15 protein-coding genes are annotated in these 14884 nt (G+C 63.1%); 6 read left to right on the top strand and 9 right to left on the bottom strand.

Annotation, left to right across the window (positions count from 1 at the left end; genetic code table 11):
* Window positions 1-98: 98 nt before the first annotated feature.
* The 3 genes from EGN72_RS08730 to EGN72_RS08720 form a co-directional block, all read right to left on the bottom strand.
* Entirely contained in the window at window positions 99-2021 is a 1923-nt protein-coding gene (locus EGN72_RS08730) for a cation:proton antiporter (protein ID WP_127046607.1), read from the bottom strand.
* Window positions 2022-2084: 63 nt separating this feature from the next.
* A complete protein-coding gene (locus tag EGN72_RS08725; protein ID WP_127046605.1) occupies window positions 2085-2540 on the bottom strand; it encodes an Lrp/AsnC family transcriptional regulator in 456 nt (151 codons plus the stop codon).
* 239 nt (window positions 2541-2779) lie between these two features.
* Window positions 2780-6034, bottom strand: coding sequence for a hypothetical protein (locus tag EGN72_RS08720; protein ID WP_127046603.1), 3255 nt, complete (start codon window positions 6032-6034; stop codon window positions 2780-2782).
* A gap of 194 nt (window positions 6035-6228) precedes the next feature.
* Here EGN72_RS08720 and EGN72_RS08715 point away from each other — a divergent pair, with 194 nt between their 5' ends.
* Complete coding sequence (locus EGN72_RS08715) at window positions 6229-6915, top strand: SIMPL domain-containing protein (RefSeq protein ID WP_127046601.1); 687 nt, start codon at window positions 6229-6231, stop codon at window positions 6913-6915.
* 82 nt (window positions 6916-6997) lie between these two features.
* Window positions 6998-8203, top strand: coding sequence for a PLP-dependent aminotransferase family protein (locus EGN72_RS08710; RefSeq protein WP_127046599.1), 1206 nt, complete (start codon window positions 6998-7000; stop codon window positions 8201-8203).
* A 55-nt stretch (window positions 8204-8258) separates the two neighbouring features.
* Here EGN72_RS08710 and EGN72_RS08705 read toward each other — a convergent pair whose 3' ends face one another.
* Genes EGN72_RS08705 through EGN72_RS08690 form a run of 4 tightly spaced genes read right to left on the bottom strand, consistent with a single transcriptional unit; the run spans window position 8259 to window position 10490 of the window.
* Complete coding sequence (locus EGN72_RS08705; protein WP_127046597.1) at window positions 8259-8687, bottom strand: TIGR01244 family sulfur transferase; 429 nt, start codon at window positions 8685-8687, stop codon at window positions 8259-8261.
* Between the two features lie 22 nt (window positions 8688-8709).
* Complete coding sequence (locus tag EGN72_RS08700; RefSeq protein WP_127046595.1) at window positions 8710-9147, bottom strand: YeeE/YedE family protein; 438 nt, start codon at window positions 9145-9147, stop codon at window positions 8710-8712.
* Window positions 9147-9572, bottom strand: coding sequence for a YeeE/YedE family protein (locus EGN72_RS08695; protein ID WP_127046635.1), 426 nt, complete (start codon window positions 9570-9572; stop codon window positions 9147-9149). The genes EGN72_RS08700 and EGN72_RS08695 overlap by 1 nt, the downstream gene beginning before the upstream one ends.
* 54 nt (window positions 9573-9626) lie before the next feature.
* A complete protein-coding gene (locus EGN72_RS08690; RefSeq protein WP_127046593.1) occupies window positions 9627-10490 on the bottom strand; it encodes an MBL fold metallo-hydrolase in 864 nt (287 codons plus the stop codon).
* 154 nt (window positions 10491-10644) lie between these two features.
* Here EGN72_RS08690 and EGN72_RS08685 point away from each other — a divergent pair, with 154 nt between their 5' ends.
* The 3 genes from EGN72_RS08685 to EGN72_RS08675 all read left to right on the top strand — a co-directional run bounded on the left by EGN72_RS08685 (window position 10645) and on the right by EGN72_RS08675 (window position 13192).
* Window positions 10645-10962, top strand: a complete 318-nt coding sequence (locus EGN72_RS08685) for a TraR/DksA family transcriptional regulator (protein ID WP_127046591.1) — start codon at window positions 10645-10647, stop codon at window positions 10960-10962.
* 61 nt (window positions 10963-11023) lie between these two features.
* On the top strand, window positions 11024-11215 hold the full coding sequence (locus EGN72_RS08680; protein WP_127046589.1) for a hypothetical protein: 192 nt from the start codon (window positions 11024-11026) through the stop codon (window positions 11213-11215).
* 126 nt (window positions 11216-11341) lie between these two features.
* On the top strand, window positions 11342-13192 hold the full coding sequence (locus EGN72_RS08675; protein WP_127046587.1) for an enoyl-CoA hydratase-related protein: 1851 nt from the start codon (window positions 11342-11344) through the stop codon (window positions 13190-13192).
* Window positions 13193-13219: 27 nt separating this feature from the next.
* Here EGN72_RS08675 and EGN72_RS08670 read toward each other — a convergent pair whose 3' ends face one another.
* A complete protein-coding gene (locus EGN72_RS08670) occupies window positions 13220-13435 on the bottom strand; it encodes a hypothetical protein (protein WP_127046585.1) in 216 nt (71 codons plus the stop codon).
* Between the two features lie 224 nt (window positions 13436-13659).
* Between EGN72_RS08670 and EGN72_RS08665 the strand changes: the two genes are divergently transcribed.
* Complete coding sequence (locus tag EGN72_RS08665) at window positions 13660-13914, top strand: DUF2312 domain-containing protein (protein ID WP_127046583.1); 255 nt, start codon at window positions 13660-13662, stop codon at window positions 13912-13914.
* A gap of 77 nt (window positions 13915-13991) precedes the next feature.
* Here EGN72_RS08665 and EGN72_RS08660 read toward each other — a convergent pair whose 3' ends face one another.
* A complete protein-coding gene (locus EGN72_RS08660) occupies window positions 13992-14864 on the bottom strand; it encodes a hypothetical protein (protein WP_127046581.1) in 873 nt (290 codons plus the stop codon).
* Window positions 14865-14884 lie beyond the last annotated feature (20 nt).

Raw genomic sequence — 14884 nt, 5'->3', positions numbered from 1 at the left:
GGGGGGGCTGAGCGGGGGCAGGGGGCGCTCGCGCCCCCTCTGGCCCTTGAGGGCCATTCACCCCCTGAGGATATTTGTGCCGAAAAGAAAGCCGCAGATTATTGTGCGGCGTCCAGATTGGCGCGGGTTTCGTCGAGATCCTCGCTCATCGCGGCGGCGAGGTCGCGTTCCAATTGCTGGGCGCGGGCGACATAGGCATCGTTAAGATGCACGGGCTGGCCCGGCACCCAAAGCTCTGCCAGATCGCGCAGCGCGGCGCGTTCGACTTTGAAATAGGTTTGCGCCATCTTGGCGGCCTCGTAATCGGTAAAGCCGATATTTTCCAGCACATAGCGTCCGGCACGGACAGAGCTGTCATAGGTTTCGCGCACGATGTCATTGGCCCCGGCCTTGTAGAGCGCAAAGACATGTGGCCTGTCATAGGCGCGGGCGATGATATGGATGTCGGGGCGGTGTTTGCGGGCATGGGCCACGATTTTCAGCGCGTTTTCCGGGTTGTCGACGGCCACGACCAGCACCGATGCGTCATTCAGGCCCGCCGCTTCCAGCAATTCGGGGCGGGTGGGATCGCCGAAGAAGCCCTTGGCCCCGAAGCGCCGCATCTGTTCGATGGCACCCATGTCGCTGTCCAGCACCACGGTTGAGCCGCCGCTCATCCGCACGAGGCGGTTGACGGTTTGGCCAAAGCGGCCGATGCCGGCGATGATCACGCGGCCTTGTTCGTCGATCTCATCGGCTTCGTGTTCGGTTTCGCGGGCTTTCATGCGGCGGGCCAGCGCCTCATAGCCGATGAACAGCGCCGGGGTCAGCAGCATCGACAGGCTGATCACCAAAAGCACGATTTCCGCGATGGAACCGGGCAGGATGGATTGCTTGCGCGCAAAGCTGACGATGAGGAAGCCAAACTCCCCCGCTTGGGCCAGCCCAAGCGCAAAGAGCCAGCGGTTGTGGCCGCGCACCTTGAAGATGACCGACAGCAGCAGCAACACCGCTGCCTTCAGCGCGATGATCCCGAGTGTCAGCGAGACAACCATGACCGGATTGGCCAGCAGCACGCTGAAATTGATGCCCACCCCGACGGTGATAAAGAACAGCCCCATCAGGATGCCTTTGAAGGGTTGGATATCCGCTTCTAGCTGGTGACGGAATTCAGAGTTGGCAAGAACCACCCCGGCAAGGAAGGTGCCCAAAGCGGGGGAAAGGCCGACCAGCATCATCAGAAAGGCGATGCCCAGCACCATCAGAAGCGAGATGAACGTGCTCATTTCCGGCAGGCGCGAGGCATGGACGAAGCGGAAGATCGGCCGGGTCAGGAAATGCCCGACCAGCATGATGCCGATCACGATGCCCAGCGTCATCAGGGTGACGGCCCAGCCGGGCAGCGATTGCACCAGTGTCATCAGCGGTTCTGCCGCGCCTGCCGCGCCATGGCCATCGCCGGTGGCGGCATGGGTGCCATCGGTGATGCCAAAGGTCGAGGCGGTGATGCCGCCGGGCATGCCGCCGCCGCTGAAGGCCAAGAGCGGGATGACCGCCAGAATCGGGACCACCGCGATATCCTGCGTCAGCAGCACCGCAAAGGTCGCGCGCCCGCCGCCGGTGCGCATCAGGTTCTTTTCCGACAGGGTTTGGAGCACGATCGCGGTCGAGGACAGCGAGAACAGCATCCCCAGCGTCAGCCCGACCTGCCAGCTTAGCCCCAACCAGCTTGCGACAAAGGCAATCGCTGCCGTGGTCAGCACCACCTGCAACCCACCAAGGCCGATCAGCTTGGATCGCATATCCCACAGCGCGCGGGGTTCCAGTTCCAACCCGATCAGAAACAGCATCATCACAACGCCGAATTCCGCGAAATGCTGCAAATCTTCGGCCTCGGTGCCGGCCAGACCAAGGATCGGCCCCACCAGAATGCCCGCTGCCAGATAGCCCAGAACCGAGCCAAGCCCCAATCGCACCGCCAACGGCACGATCAGAACCGCGGCGCCGAGATAAATAGAGGCCTGTAGCAGAAAACTTTCCATGATAATCCTTCTCGGGTTCGTCGGCAGAGCAATGTCAGGGGCGGGCGTCAGGGGTGGCGGGTGTCAGGTCGGCAAGGCGGTATCGTGTTTGAATTGATCCATTACGATCTGGCTTTGCACCCGTGACACCGACGGATGCGGCAGCAGCACCTCATGGATCAGACGGTTCAACCCCTGCAAATCGCTGCACCAGACCCGGAGCAGATAATCCGCCTCGCCCGTCAGGGTCCAGGCGCTGATGATTTCGGGGCGGGTGGCGATAAGGGTGGCAAAGCTGCGGGCACCATCGGGGGCGTGGGTCGCCATCTGGATTTGCACAAAGGCTTGCACACTTAGGCCAACGCGGGCCGGGTCCAGCCGTGCGGTATAGCCAAGGATAAAGCCTTCCGCCTCCAGCCGTTGCCGCCGCCGCCCGGCCTGACTGGCCGACAGGTTAAGCCGCTCGCCCAATTCCTGGGCGGTCAGCATCGCGTTCTTTTGCAACTCGGTCAAAAGGCGGGCGTCGAGATCGTCCAACAATGCGCAAACCTCGCAGATTTCGGTCCATTCGCACGCAAAGCGCGCGTCTTGCCCGCTTAGCATACGCAAAACTGCGGGGGATATGCGAGGTTTATGCGATAAACTTTTGTTACGCTTTGGCCGGATTGGGCCGGGAAGCGGATGAATATCGGCGGATTTTGGGCGGCTTTCCCCAAGCGCAAAACTTTGGCGGGAAAAACGCGATCTGCACAGATTTGTGGCGGGGCAAAAAGCCTGTGTCAGCCCTTTGGCATCGACAGGGCCAGCATCTTGCTGCCCTTTTTATAGCGCACTTCGTTGCGGGTAATGGCAGCCACCGTGCCGCCATCGACGCGGTCGCCCACGCGCACCTTCTGATAGCGCCCCGAGGAGGTGCGGATCAGCGCGTAGCGTTTGCTATCGGTGCCATAAACGCCGATCAGATTGGTCTTGGACAGGTTGATCGCGTTTTTGAAGGTCGCCTGTTTGGCAACATTGGCGCGGGTCGGGATGCGCGGTGCGGCGGAAACCTTGACCTCGGGTTCTTCCTGCTCTTCCGGCTCGGCGGTGGGCGCGGGTTCGGGTTCCTTGGCCTTGGCGGCGGCGCTGCGGGTGGTTTCGCGGGTGGCCGCCGAAACAGCAGCCGCCACAGCTTTGGAGAAATCACGCGGGCGGGCGGCAGGGCGGGGCGACAGGGCCAAGGTTGCCTCGGAGGCCGAGGCGGTTTTTTCCTCAGCAGCGGCGCGTGCGGCGAGAGAGGCGGCTTCGGCGGCTTTGCGGGCCTCTTCGGCAGCGGCAACCACGGATTGCGGGCGCAGTTTCGGGCGCAGGCTGGTCAGGCGGGTCTGCGAGGCATCTTCTGGCAGGGCCGCATCATCTTCGGCTTGCGCCGGATCGGTTGCAGCCGGGTCGGTTGCGGCGGGGGCAAGCCCTTCGGGGCGGCTGCGCGGGCGGCGGTTTTCAACGGTGGCGTCTTGCACAAAAGCAGAAGAAGGGCCTGTGCCCCCCTCATTCACTTCGGCTGCCACAGTTGCGCTGTCGCTGGGGCCTGTCATCGTTGCGATACCGCTGGTGCTTGCTGCGGCGGCATCAGTTGCGGCGTTGCCCGGTGGCGGTGTGGCGGTGGCCTCGGCGGCGGGGGCGGCAGGCTCCGGCGTTGAAATGGCGGCGGGCCGGGCAGGGGGAACCACAGGCGGGCGGGCCGCAATCAACCAGAACCCATCAGGCATGACAACGCCATTGGCCGTGGCTTTGATGCTGCCATCTGGTTCAAATTCATATTGTGTGCCAAAGGGCGGCGGCGGCATTGCAGCGGCGGGTGCGCCATCGGGACGGGCCTGCGGCTTGGGCAGGGCCACGGCATCAAATGCCGGGGGCTGATCGTCAATCGCAGCGAGGAAAATCTCATCCTGCGGGCCGCGTCCGGGGCCTGCGGCTTGCGCGGCGGCATCATCGGCGGCGACAACCGGGCCGGGGCCTGCGGTGGTTACGGGACTGGTTTCTGCGGCAGTTTCGGCGGGTGGTTCGGTCGCGACCTCTGCTTCGGGGATCACCTCAGGCTCTGATGTGGCAACAGCTTGGGCGCTGTCTTCGGCATCGGCACCGGCGGGCAGTTCCGCTTCGGCATCGGCCTGCGCTTCGGCTTCCGTCTCGGCGGTCACGGCTGTATCAGCGGGGGCTTGGGGGGCAGCGGCAACTTGCACCGGGTCATCCGCCCCAGCATCACGCGACAGATAGATCGAGGACCAAGCCGCAATCGCCGCCAAGGCGGCAAGCAGGATCAATGTCAGGATCAGGCCAAGGAAACGCGGTTTGCCACGCGTGGGTTGCAGCTTGGCACCAAATTTGCCCATGGTCTGGGCATTGGCACTGCTGCCCTTGGCGGTGGGCGGCAGGGTGGCTTCCTTGACCTTGCTTTTGAAACGCGACAGCGCGGCGGCCTTGCCGGGAATCCGGTCTGCCGTGACCATGGCGGCCTTGGCTGGTTTGCCCAACTCTGCCTTTGCGCCTGCGGCGAAGGCCGCTGTGCCGTTCAACGGTTTGGGCGCGGCGGCCACGGTTGGGGCCGTGGCGGCGGGTTTTGCCGCTGTGGCGGCGGGTGCTGCCACAGCAGCCTTGTTGGCCGAGATAGAGGTGACGGTGGGTGGGGCCGGTTTTGGCTTCTCCGGCGGCGTCATGCTTGGGGTGGGCCCCACGCTGGCCGTTTTGTTCACGCTGACGCTGGGCGCCACGGAAGCTGCCATACCGGCTGGCTTTGCGGCAGCTTCCGGCGCTTTTGCTGGGCCAAGAGAGGGCGCGCCGCTGGCATCATCGCGCCGACGGCTGGCAAAAGTAGGGGCAGGGCTGTTGGCCTTGCCGGGATCGGAAATGCCGGGATCGGTCACACCTTCAAACGCGGCGCGGGCGGTTTCGGCGGCGGCGGCATCGCTGGCGGCGCGCTTTTGTTCGGCGTCGATCAAGGCGGCTTTGGCGCGTTCATTGGCCGCGCGGGCTTCCATCGCGGCTTTGTTCTTCTCGGCCTCTTCGACAAGGCGCTTGGCCTCGGCCTGTGCCAATTGCTGCGCGCGCAATTCCATTTCGGCCTTGGCGGCCTCCATCTTGCGGGTGCTTTCGGCCTCATCGGCAAGGCGCTTGGCCTCTGCCTCATCGGCCTTGCGCTTGGCGGCATCGGCTTCGGCGCGCTTGGCCGCTTCGGCTTCCTGCGCGGCTGCGGCGGCTTTGGCTTCTTCGGCGGCGCGGGCGGCGTCCTGCTCGGCCCGCTTCGCCTCGGCTTCACGCTCGGCCCTGGCGCGTTCCGCCGCTGCCTTGTCGGCTTCAGCTTTCTCAGCGGCTGCCTTTTCGGCGGCTTCTTTTTCAGCCGCCTCTGCCGCGGCTTTGGCCTTGGCGCTGGTGTCCTCTGCCTTGGGCTGTTCCGGCTCTGCCGCCTCGGCGACCGGTTCTGTCTTTGGCGCCGGTGCCTTTGGCATATCCCGCGTGACGACCTTGATCGGGTCTTGGTCGCGGGTGACTTTCTCGCCATCGGGCAACAGGCTTGCGGCCAGACTGGAGGTGCCGAACCACGGCTCCCCCGCAAATTGGCCTTCTGCCGGGGTCGTGACGAAGGATACCGGGTTCAGCCGATGCGCTTGGGCAAAGCCTTCGGCCTCTTCCAGCGTTTCGCGGGCCACAACGGCCACCTGCACCTTTGGCCCGGTGCCCCACCAGTCAAACACCAACTCGCTGACGTCATAGGGCGTGCGCCCTTCGAGGGCGGCTTTGATCTGCGCTTCGCGCGCGGCCTTGTCGGGGCCGGGGGCGTCAATTTCCATATAGCGCACCTGCGAGGCAGGCAGCACCAGCTTGCAGGTGAATCCCTGCGGCGAAAGCCCCAGTGCCGAGGATCGCAGATACCCCAGTTCCGCTTCCAGATCGGGGCTGTCAAACGCGGCTTGCCCCACTTCCAGCCACCCTTTGGAGGTGCGGTGCAGCAGGCTGATGGCCGTGTCAGTGATATTGAGCGCGAAATTTGGTTTCATTGCACGGGTCTAGCACAAAAGGAAAAGGCGCGGGGAGTCCCGCCCTAAGTTAAGCCTTGTCCTACAGCAGGTTTTTGCCGAATGAAAGAAAAAGCCTGTCATATTTCCGCGCTTTCGGCCCAAATCCGCCAAGAATCCCGTTTCGGCCTGCGTCCTATGCCTGAACACAAACGCAAACCCTAGGAGAACCCGTTATGCGTGCATACAATAGCCTGATCCTTGCGGCCCTTTTGGCCCTTGCCGCCCCCGCATATGCCCAGACCCCGCCTGCGCTGATCACCATCAGCGGCGATGGCCATGTCGAGACGGCCCCGGATATGGCGACAATCTCGTTGGGGGTGACGACCACGGCCAAAACCGCACAGGTGGCGATGGCGGAAAACGCGGATCAGCTTGCGGTGGTTCTGGACAATCTGAAGGCGGCGGGGATCGCACCGCGCGATCTGCAAACCTCGGGGCTGAGCTTGCAGCCAAGCTGGGCCAACAGCAGCCTGTCCGAAAACCGGATCGAGGGCTATACCGCCGCCAATCAACTTACCGTTCGGGTGCGCGATTTGTCCAAGCTGGGGGCCATTCTGGATGCCGCCATCAAGGATGGGGCCAATACGCTTAACGGTGTCAGCTTTGGCATGTCAGACCCGGCCCCGTTGCTGGATGAGGCCCGCAAGCGTGCCGTTGCCGATGCCCGCGCCCGTGCCACCCTGATTGCCGAGGCAGCAGGCGCAGGGCTGGGCGCGATTGCCAGCATCACGGAAGGCGGCGGCGGTGCCCCGCAGCCGCAATTCGGCTATGCCCGCGCCGTGATGGACAGTGTTCCGGTCGAGGCAGGGTCGGTCGGCGTGTCGGCTTCGGTCACGATTTCATGGCAGTTGACGCAATAAGCGGAAAACTATGTCAGCCTTATTGACATAAACGAAAATCCAAGCCACTTCTTCCCCGGTCAATCCGGGGAGGAAACACAGGATGAATTGGGAACAGGTTTTCGCCAGCCGCACCAGCCGCATGAAGGCATCAGAGATCCGCGAGCTTTTGAAGCTGCTGGATCAACCCGATATCATCTCTTTTGCTGGGGGTATCCCCGATCCGGCCTTGTTTCCGGCAGCAGAATTCCAAACCGCGATCAGTGATATTCTCAGTGGCCCGCGCGCCGAGGCGGCGCTGCAATATTCGGTGTCCGAAGGCTATAAACCCCTGCGCGACTGGATCGCCGGGCAGATGGCGCGGATTGGCGTGCCTTGTGATGCCGATAACATCCTGATCACCTCTGGCTCGCAGCAGGCGCTGGATTATCTGGGCAAGCTGATGCTGTCGCCGCGGGATACCGCACTTGTGGGCTGGCCGACCTATCTGGGCGCTTTGGGGGCCTTTAACGCCTATGAGCCGGAATATGACCGGCTGGACCCGCGCGGCAACCGCTCTGCCGCCGATTATGCCGAGGCGGCAGCGGCCAAGGGCGGGCGCGTCAAATTCGCCTATATGTCGGTGGATTTTGCCAACCCGACCGGCGAGACGCTGGATGCGGCCACGCGGCACCACATGCTGAAACTGGCGCAAGACCTGGATATCGCGATCATCGAGGATGCCGCCTATCAATCCCTGCGCTTTGACGGCGAGGCGGTGCCACCGATCCTTGCGCTGGAAATCGAGCAAAAGGGCAGTATCGAGGCCTGCCGGACGCTGTATTGCGGGTCGTTCTCTAAAACGCTTGCCCCCGGTTTGCGGGTGGGCTGGATTTGTGGCGCGAAAGAGGTGATCGGGCGCTTGGTGCTGATGAAACAGGCCGCCGATCTGCATTCTTCGACGCTGAACCAGATGGCGATTGCCGATGTGGCGGGGCGGATTTTTGACGCCCATGTCGCCAAGATCAAGGCCGCATACCGTGCGCGGCGCGATGCGACGCTGGCGGCCTTGGCCGAACATATGCCCGCCGGGGTGGAATGGACGCGGCCCGAAGGCGGGATGTTTGTCTGGATCACCTTGCCGCGGGGCATGGACGGGGCGGCGCTTTTGGCGAAATCGCTGCAAAGCCAGCGGGTTGCCTTTGTGCCCGGTTCGGCCTTCTTTGCCGATGGGTCCGGGCGCAACACGATCCGGCTGTCTTTTTCGCGCGCGGATGAGGCGGTGATTGCCACGGGGATTCAGCGGCTGGGTGCTTTGCTGCGCGGCTGAACGAAAAAAGGGCCCCGGCATTCGGGGGCCCTTGGATCACCGGTCTGACAGGCTCTCAGGCGTTTTGCGCCATGGCGTCCAACTGGGCGCGCAAGCCTTCCAATTGATAGCCAAAGCGCGCCGGAATCCCGATCAGATCATCGGTTGGCAGTTTGCCCGCATGGGCCAGCGCCCAAACGATTGACGACCGGTTGCCCGAGGCGCAATAGGCAAACACCGGCCCGTCGCTGCCGGCAATCGCTGCGGCTTGCGCGGTCACATTCTCCATCGTCATCATGCCGCCGATCACCGGGTTTGCGACGAAACGCAGGCCCGCCGCCTCTGCCGCCGCGCGCATGGCGTTGGTGTGCAGAAAGGGCGGAATTTCGGCATCGGGCCGGTTGTCGATGACGGTGGTATAGCCCGCCGCCTTGATGGCGGGCAAATCCGCGATCTCGATCTGTGGTGAGACGGCATAGCTTGGGGTCAGGGCGCGAATATCCATGTGATGTCCTTGAATTGTGGCGTCAGGCTTGTGCCGTGCGGCGGTCAATCTGTTGGCGGATCGGGGGTGCAACGTACATACCCGCCATCATCGCGGCAAGAAAGAGCATTCCGCCCCAACCACCAAAGCTGAGCGAGGCCATCGCCGGGCCGGGGCACAGGCCAGCCAGCCCCCAGCCCATGCCAAACAGCACCGAGCCGATGACCAGATTGGGGCCGATCTGTGTGGTGGGCGGCGCGGGCATGGTATCGCCCAGCAAGGCCGTGCGCCGCCGCGCCGCGATGCGCCAGGCAACGGCCATCGGCAGGATGGCCCCGCCCAGCACGAAAGCCAGCGTCGGGTCCCAATCGCCGAAAACGTCAAGCCAGCCTTGCACCTTGGTCGTATCCACCATGCCAGACACCAGCAGCCCCGCGCCAAACAGTGCCCCCGACAGGAAAGCGAAAATATTGCGTTGCATCAGATCACCCCAAAGACATGGCGGAACAGCACCATCATCATGCCGCCCGCAAGCAGGTAGAACACGGTTGCCACGATGCCCCGGAACGACAGCCGCGAAATCCCGCAGACGCCATGCCCCGAGGTGCAGCCATTCGCCAGCCGCGTGCCGATGCCCACCAGCAGCCCCGCCGCGATGATGACAATCGGGTTGCTGGTGATGTTGGTTTCCGCCCCGCCCATGATCGCAGCCAGCAGCGCCGGGAGCAGCACCAGCCCCGCGATAAAGGCCAGACGCTCGGCCCCGGTGGCGCGGCCGGAACCATCGACCAACCCCCCAAGGATGCCCGACGCGCCCATGATCCGCCCGTTCACAAGCAGAAACAGGGCCGCAGCACTGCCTATCATCAGCCCGCCGACAAGGCCCCAGACCCATGCCATTTCTATCATTCCAAACCTCTGTCTTTGTTGTCGCGCAGGGCAAGCCCCTGTTGCGGCCCCTTAAATACCATTCACCGGCACTTTCAAATAGGTCACACCATTGTCCTCCGGCTCTGGCATCTGGCCTGCCCGCATATTGACTTGCAAGGACGGGATGATCAGGCGCGGCATGGCAAGGGTGGCATCGCGCGCATCCCGCATGGCGATGAACTCCTCTTTGGATTTACCCGCGCCGATATGCACGTTCAACGCCTTTTGCGCGCCGACCGTGGTTTCCCACGCGTATTCCTCGCGCCCTGGTGCCTTGTAGTCATGGCCCACGAAAATCCGGGTTTCATCGGGCAGGGCAAGGATTTTTTGCACCGAGTCAAACAGCGTGGCCGAGGAACCGCCGGGGAAATCGCAGCGCGCGGTGCCGAAATCGGGCATGAACAGCGTATCGCCCACGAAAGCCGCATCGCCCACCACATAGGTCAGGCAAGCGGGCGTGTGGCCCGGCGTGTGCAGCACATCACCGCGCATCTGCCCGATCATGAAGCTGTCACCTTCCTCAAACAGCTTGTCGAATTGCGAGCCGTCGCGCTGGAACCGGGTGCCTTCGTTGAAGACCTTGCCAAAGGTTTCCTGCACCACGGTGATGCGCTGGCCGATGCCGATCTTGCCGCCCAGCCGTTCCTGAATATAGGGGGCCGCGGACAGATGGTCGGCATGCACATGGGTTTCCAATATCCATTGCAGATCAAGCCCTTGATCCTTTACAAAGGCAATCACCGCATCGGCAGACCGGGTATCGGTGCGCCCGGAGGCATAGTCAAAATCCAGCACTGAATCCACGATCGCGCAGGCACGGCCTTCCGGCTCGCGCAGCACATAGGTCAGGGTATTGGTGGCTTCGTCGAAAAATGCGTGAACCTGTGGTTTCATGATCGCCTCTCATTTCAGAACCTTTGCGGCTGATATAACATGGTTCAGACACATTACAAGATTTGAATATGAAATTTTAACGGGTTTTGATATGGGTCAAGGCAGGCCCTGCGGGACCAGCCTAGCATGGGTTCGGACCTGAGAGGAGCACAAGATGGATAGCCACACAGACCGCAAGGCACAGCTTTCCGCCCGTTTAGGCGATCTCGAAGCGCGTCTTGGCGCGATTGAGGTGGAACTGGACAGCCATCAAAGCAAGGATTGGGAGGAGATGGCGACCGAGCGGGAAGCCGATGAGGTGTTGGAAGGGCTTGGAACCTCTGGCCAGCAGGAAATCCGCAAGATCAAGGCTGCCTTGGCGCGGATGGAGGCCGGAACCTATGGGGTCTGCACGAAATGCGGGGCCGATATTGCCGAGGCGCGGCTTGATGTGCTGCCCTATACGCCGTTCTGCGCCACCTGCGCGGCCTGACCTGCGGGGCAGGGCGCACGGCCCAAGCGGGCCAGAAACAACCGAGACGGAGGGGATGAAGATGACAGATCGCAGCGAAACCGGGGCCGCCAACCTGAATCGGCCCACAGCCGAGACGCCTGCCGGGGCAGACACGCTGCTTGCCGAAATGCAGGCCCTGTTCTGCCTGATGCCGGGGGCCCTGCTGGCCCATGAGGGTCCGTTGCCCAGCGATGATGAAGTTGAGGCGATGTTTGACAATATGCCTGTCTAGAACAGGCCAATGCTGCGCAGACCACAGCGGCGGCGGTCGCTTTCTGGCGCAGGCTTTGCGGCTTTGTCTTGCAATATCAGCGCGCAGGCTTGTTAATATGCCCCAAGCGCGGCCAAAAAGCGGGACATGCGGATGCAAGGCAAGACACAGGAGCAGGTAACGCAGGAAACGCGCGGCGGGGTCTGCCTGTTGTGGATCGACAACCCGCCGGTCAATGCGCTCGGCGCAGAGCTGCGGCGCGCGCTGTCGGATGCGCTGACCCGTGCCAATGCCGACCGCGCCATCCGCAGCATCGTGATCCTTGCCAAAGGCCGCAGCTTTCCCGCCGGGGCCGATATTTCCGAATTCGGCAAGCCGCCGCAGGCTCCTTTGCTGCCCGATCTGTGCCGTCAGGTGGAATGCAGCGCCAAACCGGTGGTTGCCGCCTTGCATGGCACGGCCTTGGGCGGCGGGTTGGAACTGGCCTTGGCCGCCCATGCCCGTATCGCTCTTTCCGATTCACAGCTTGGTCTGCCCGAGGTCACGTTGGGCATCCTGCCCGGTGCGGGTGGCACGCAACGGCTTCCGCGCCTGATCGGGGCAGAGCAATCCTTGCGGCTGATGCTGACGGGCCGGCCGATTGCGGCGGCCGAGGCTTTGGCCATGGGGATTCTGGATAAGGTGGTCGAGGCTGATCTGACCGAGGCCGCCGTGACGCTTGCGATGCATCTGTTCGGCGAAACCCCGGTGCAAACCGCCGACCGGCGTGACGGGATGCGTGACGCCAAAGCCTATTTCGCGGCGATTGCGGCGGCGCGGAGGGCTGAGACAGGGGCAGAGTTGCCGGGGCCGGGGCGGATCATTGATTGCGTGGAGGCCGCACAGCTTTTGCCCTTTGAACAAGGGCTTGCCTTTGAACGCGCAGCCTTTGCCGAACTTGTTGTCACCCCCGAAGCCGAGGCGCTGCGGCATGTGTTCTTTGCCGAACGCCGCGCGCGGCAGATGGTCGGGGCCAAGGCCAAGCCGCGCGATGTGGCGCAGGTGACAGTGGTGGGCCATGGTGCGGATGCGGTGGCGCTGTGCAAGGATTTGCTGCGCGCCGATTACGATGTCACCTTGCTGGAACGCGATGCCGAAGCCTTGACCAAAGGGCTGGAGGCGGTGGCGGTATCGCTGGCCGCCGAGGTGAAAAGCGGCAAGCTGAGCCAAGGCGCGCATGATGCGCTGTGGGAACGCTTGTTTCCTGGCCTGCCCGGCGATGATGGCGATGCGGCCGATATGGTGTTTCTGACCGGGGCTTACCGTTTGCCGGGGGCGGATGTGCCATCCGTTTCAGCAGCGGCAGGGGCGGTGATCGTAACAATGGGGCGCGTGGGCGAAGGCGGCGCGCGCGGGGTGGGGCTGGTGCTGATGCCTGCCACCCGCAATGGCCGTCTGGCTGAGGTGCTGATCAGCCCGCAGACGCTGCCTGAAGCGGTGGCCACCTTGCTTGCCGTGCTCAAACGGTTGCGCCGCGCAGTGATACAGGGGCAGGGCACCGGGGTGAATGCCGGGCTAAGCGCGGTGTTTCAGGCTGCATTGCAGGCGTTGGAGGCAACCCATGGCGCCGAGGCGGTGCTGGCCTTGCTGGGCCGCTGGGGCATGTTGCGCGACAAGGATCGTCAGGCCGATGGCGCAGCAGCCCCCACCGGTCCGCAGGACCTGTTTGGCGGGCTGGCCGCCCCGGTGCTGGGGGCTTTGGCCAATGCCGGGCTGCGCATGATCGGGGAGGAACGCGCCCTGCGCCCGTCAGATATCGACCTCGCCTTCATCAGGGGGCATGGTTTTGCACGCCACGGCGGTGGGCCGATGTTCTGGGCGGCGCGGCGCGGGTTGATCGTGCTGCGCGATGATCTGACGCGCTGGGCCGATGATGCCCCCGATATCTGGACGCCCGCACCTTTGCTGGATGATCTGATCCGCCAAGGCATTTCCCTGCGCGATCTGGATGAGGCGTGACCCGCCCGCCGCCGCAAAAACGCCCTGTCAGGCCAGCACGATCCCGGCAACCACCAGCATCAGCCCCAGCGCCGAAATTCCCAGCGCGGCCATGTTATAGACTACGACTTTCTGAAGCGATGCACGCACCGTTTCTTCGGGCAGGCCTGAATTGCGCGCCCGCAGGGCCAGCACGATACACCAACCCAGCCCGGCAACCCCGACCAGAGACACCGCCGCACCAATCCAGACCAGTATTTCCATGATGCGCCCCTCCCTACCGAGCCGCCGCCCAGCGTCCCATCCCTGTGCGGTCATTTTCGCCTATCCGACCGCAGCTTTCCTGACAAGGTGGTCTATACTCCGCGCCCCGATTTTTCTGCCCGCGCCGATAAATCGCGTGGCCTTTGGCGGAAATGGCGAAACCTGCGCTTGAACAGCCCCCCTTGGCCGCGCTAGGGAAAGGCTTCCCTAGTCACGAGGCAAAGATGAGCGATCCAATCGACCAATACTCCGTCACAGCAGATGAATTGCGCGCCTTCATTGAACGGTTTGAGCAGTTGGACGCCGAAAAGCGCGATCTGGCAGAGCAGCAAAAGGAATTGATGGCCGAAGCCAAGGGCCGGGGCTATGACACCAAGGTTTTGCGCAAGGTCGTGGCGCTGCGCAAACGCAAGCCTGATGAAATCGCCGAGGAAGAGGCGGTTCTGGAAATGTATAAAACCGCGCTGGGCATGCAATAAGCCCCCGCCAAGGCCCCCCCGTCACGGCCCCCCCCCGTCATGGCCCCCGGTCAAGGGCGGGCCGTGGCGCAGACCCGTCAGGGTGCAAGAAATGTCACGCCATCCATCGCCATGATGCGCGACACGTCTTGGTCATAGGCCTCGGTGGTGCGCGCAATCAGGTCTTCGGTCCAGCCTTCCATCTCAATCTCGACATCGACCTGATCGGGCAGGGCGAATTTGTCCAGAAAGGCCGAAACCACCCGGCGGCGCTGCGCCACATTCTGCGGCGGATGGGTCTGCATGTAAGATGCCATGCGCTGCATCCCGTCGGCCGACATGATCGAGGCCAGAAGATCATCGGAATCAATCAGTTCAATATCGTCGCTATGGCCGGATACGGCCTGCAACACCTCGGGCCACAGCAGCGGCGTGTCTTCATCGCACCAGACCGTCACCGGAACCTTGGGGTTGATGCTGCGCAAATCGGCGATCAGCCGGGACCAGCGCAAAGACGGCACATCGACCCCGTCCATGAATTCGGCATAGCTGCGCCCGCTTTGCTTTTGGAACACCGCAGGCACAAAAGTTGCCGGGTTGCGGATGGCCAGATGAAATTCGGATTCGATATCGGGAAAGATCAGCCCGAAAGCATGCATCCGTTCCGCGCCGGAACTGTAGATGCCGCGCCGCACCGCACCTTGGGCATAGCCCAGAAAATTATCCCATGACAGGATCAGCCGTTCGGCCTCCGACTCAGACATGATCTGGTCCAGCACCAGTGCCTGCGTGTCCTGCGTTGCCGCCTGCCCCTTGAGCGACATCGCCGTGTCGCGCAGCAGGGTGCGATATTTTGCAGGGCCGGGGACGATAATGCCTTCTTCGGCCAGAACGCCGCGGTTTTTCAGCAAACAGCGCAGCAAGCGCTCTTCATCCGTACAATGGGCACCAAGGTGATAAACGATCCGCATCAAGGCCTTCCGGGTTTGTT

Origin of the sequence: Pseudorhodobacter sp. E13, from assembly GCF_003991405.1 — a bacterium.
GTDB lineage: Bacteria > Pseudomonadota > Alphaproteobacteria > Rhodobacterales > Rhodobacteraceae > Pseudorhodobacter.
Note: the sequence above shows the minus strand (reverse complement) of the source record. Positions and strands in the feature narration are given on the sequence as shown.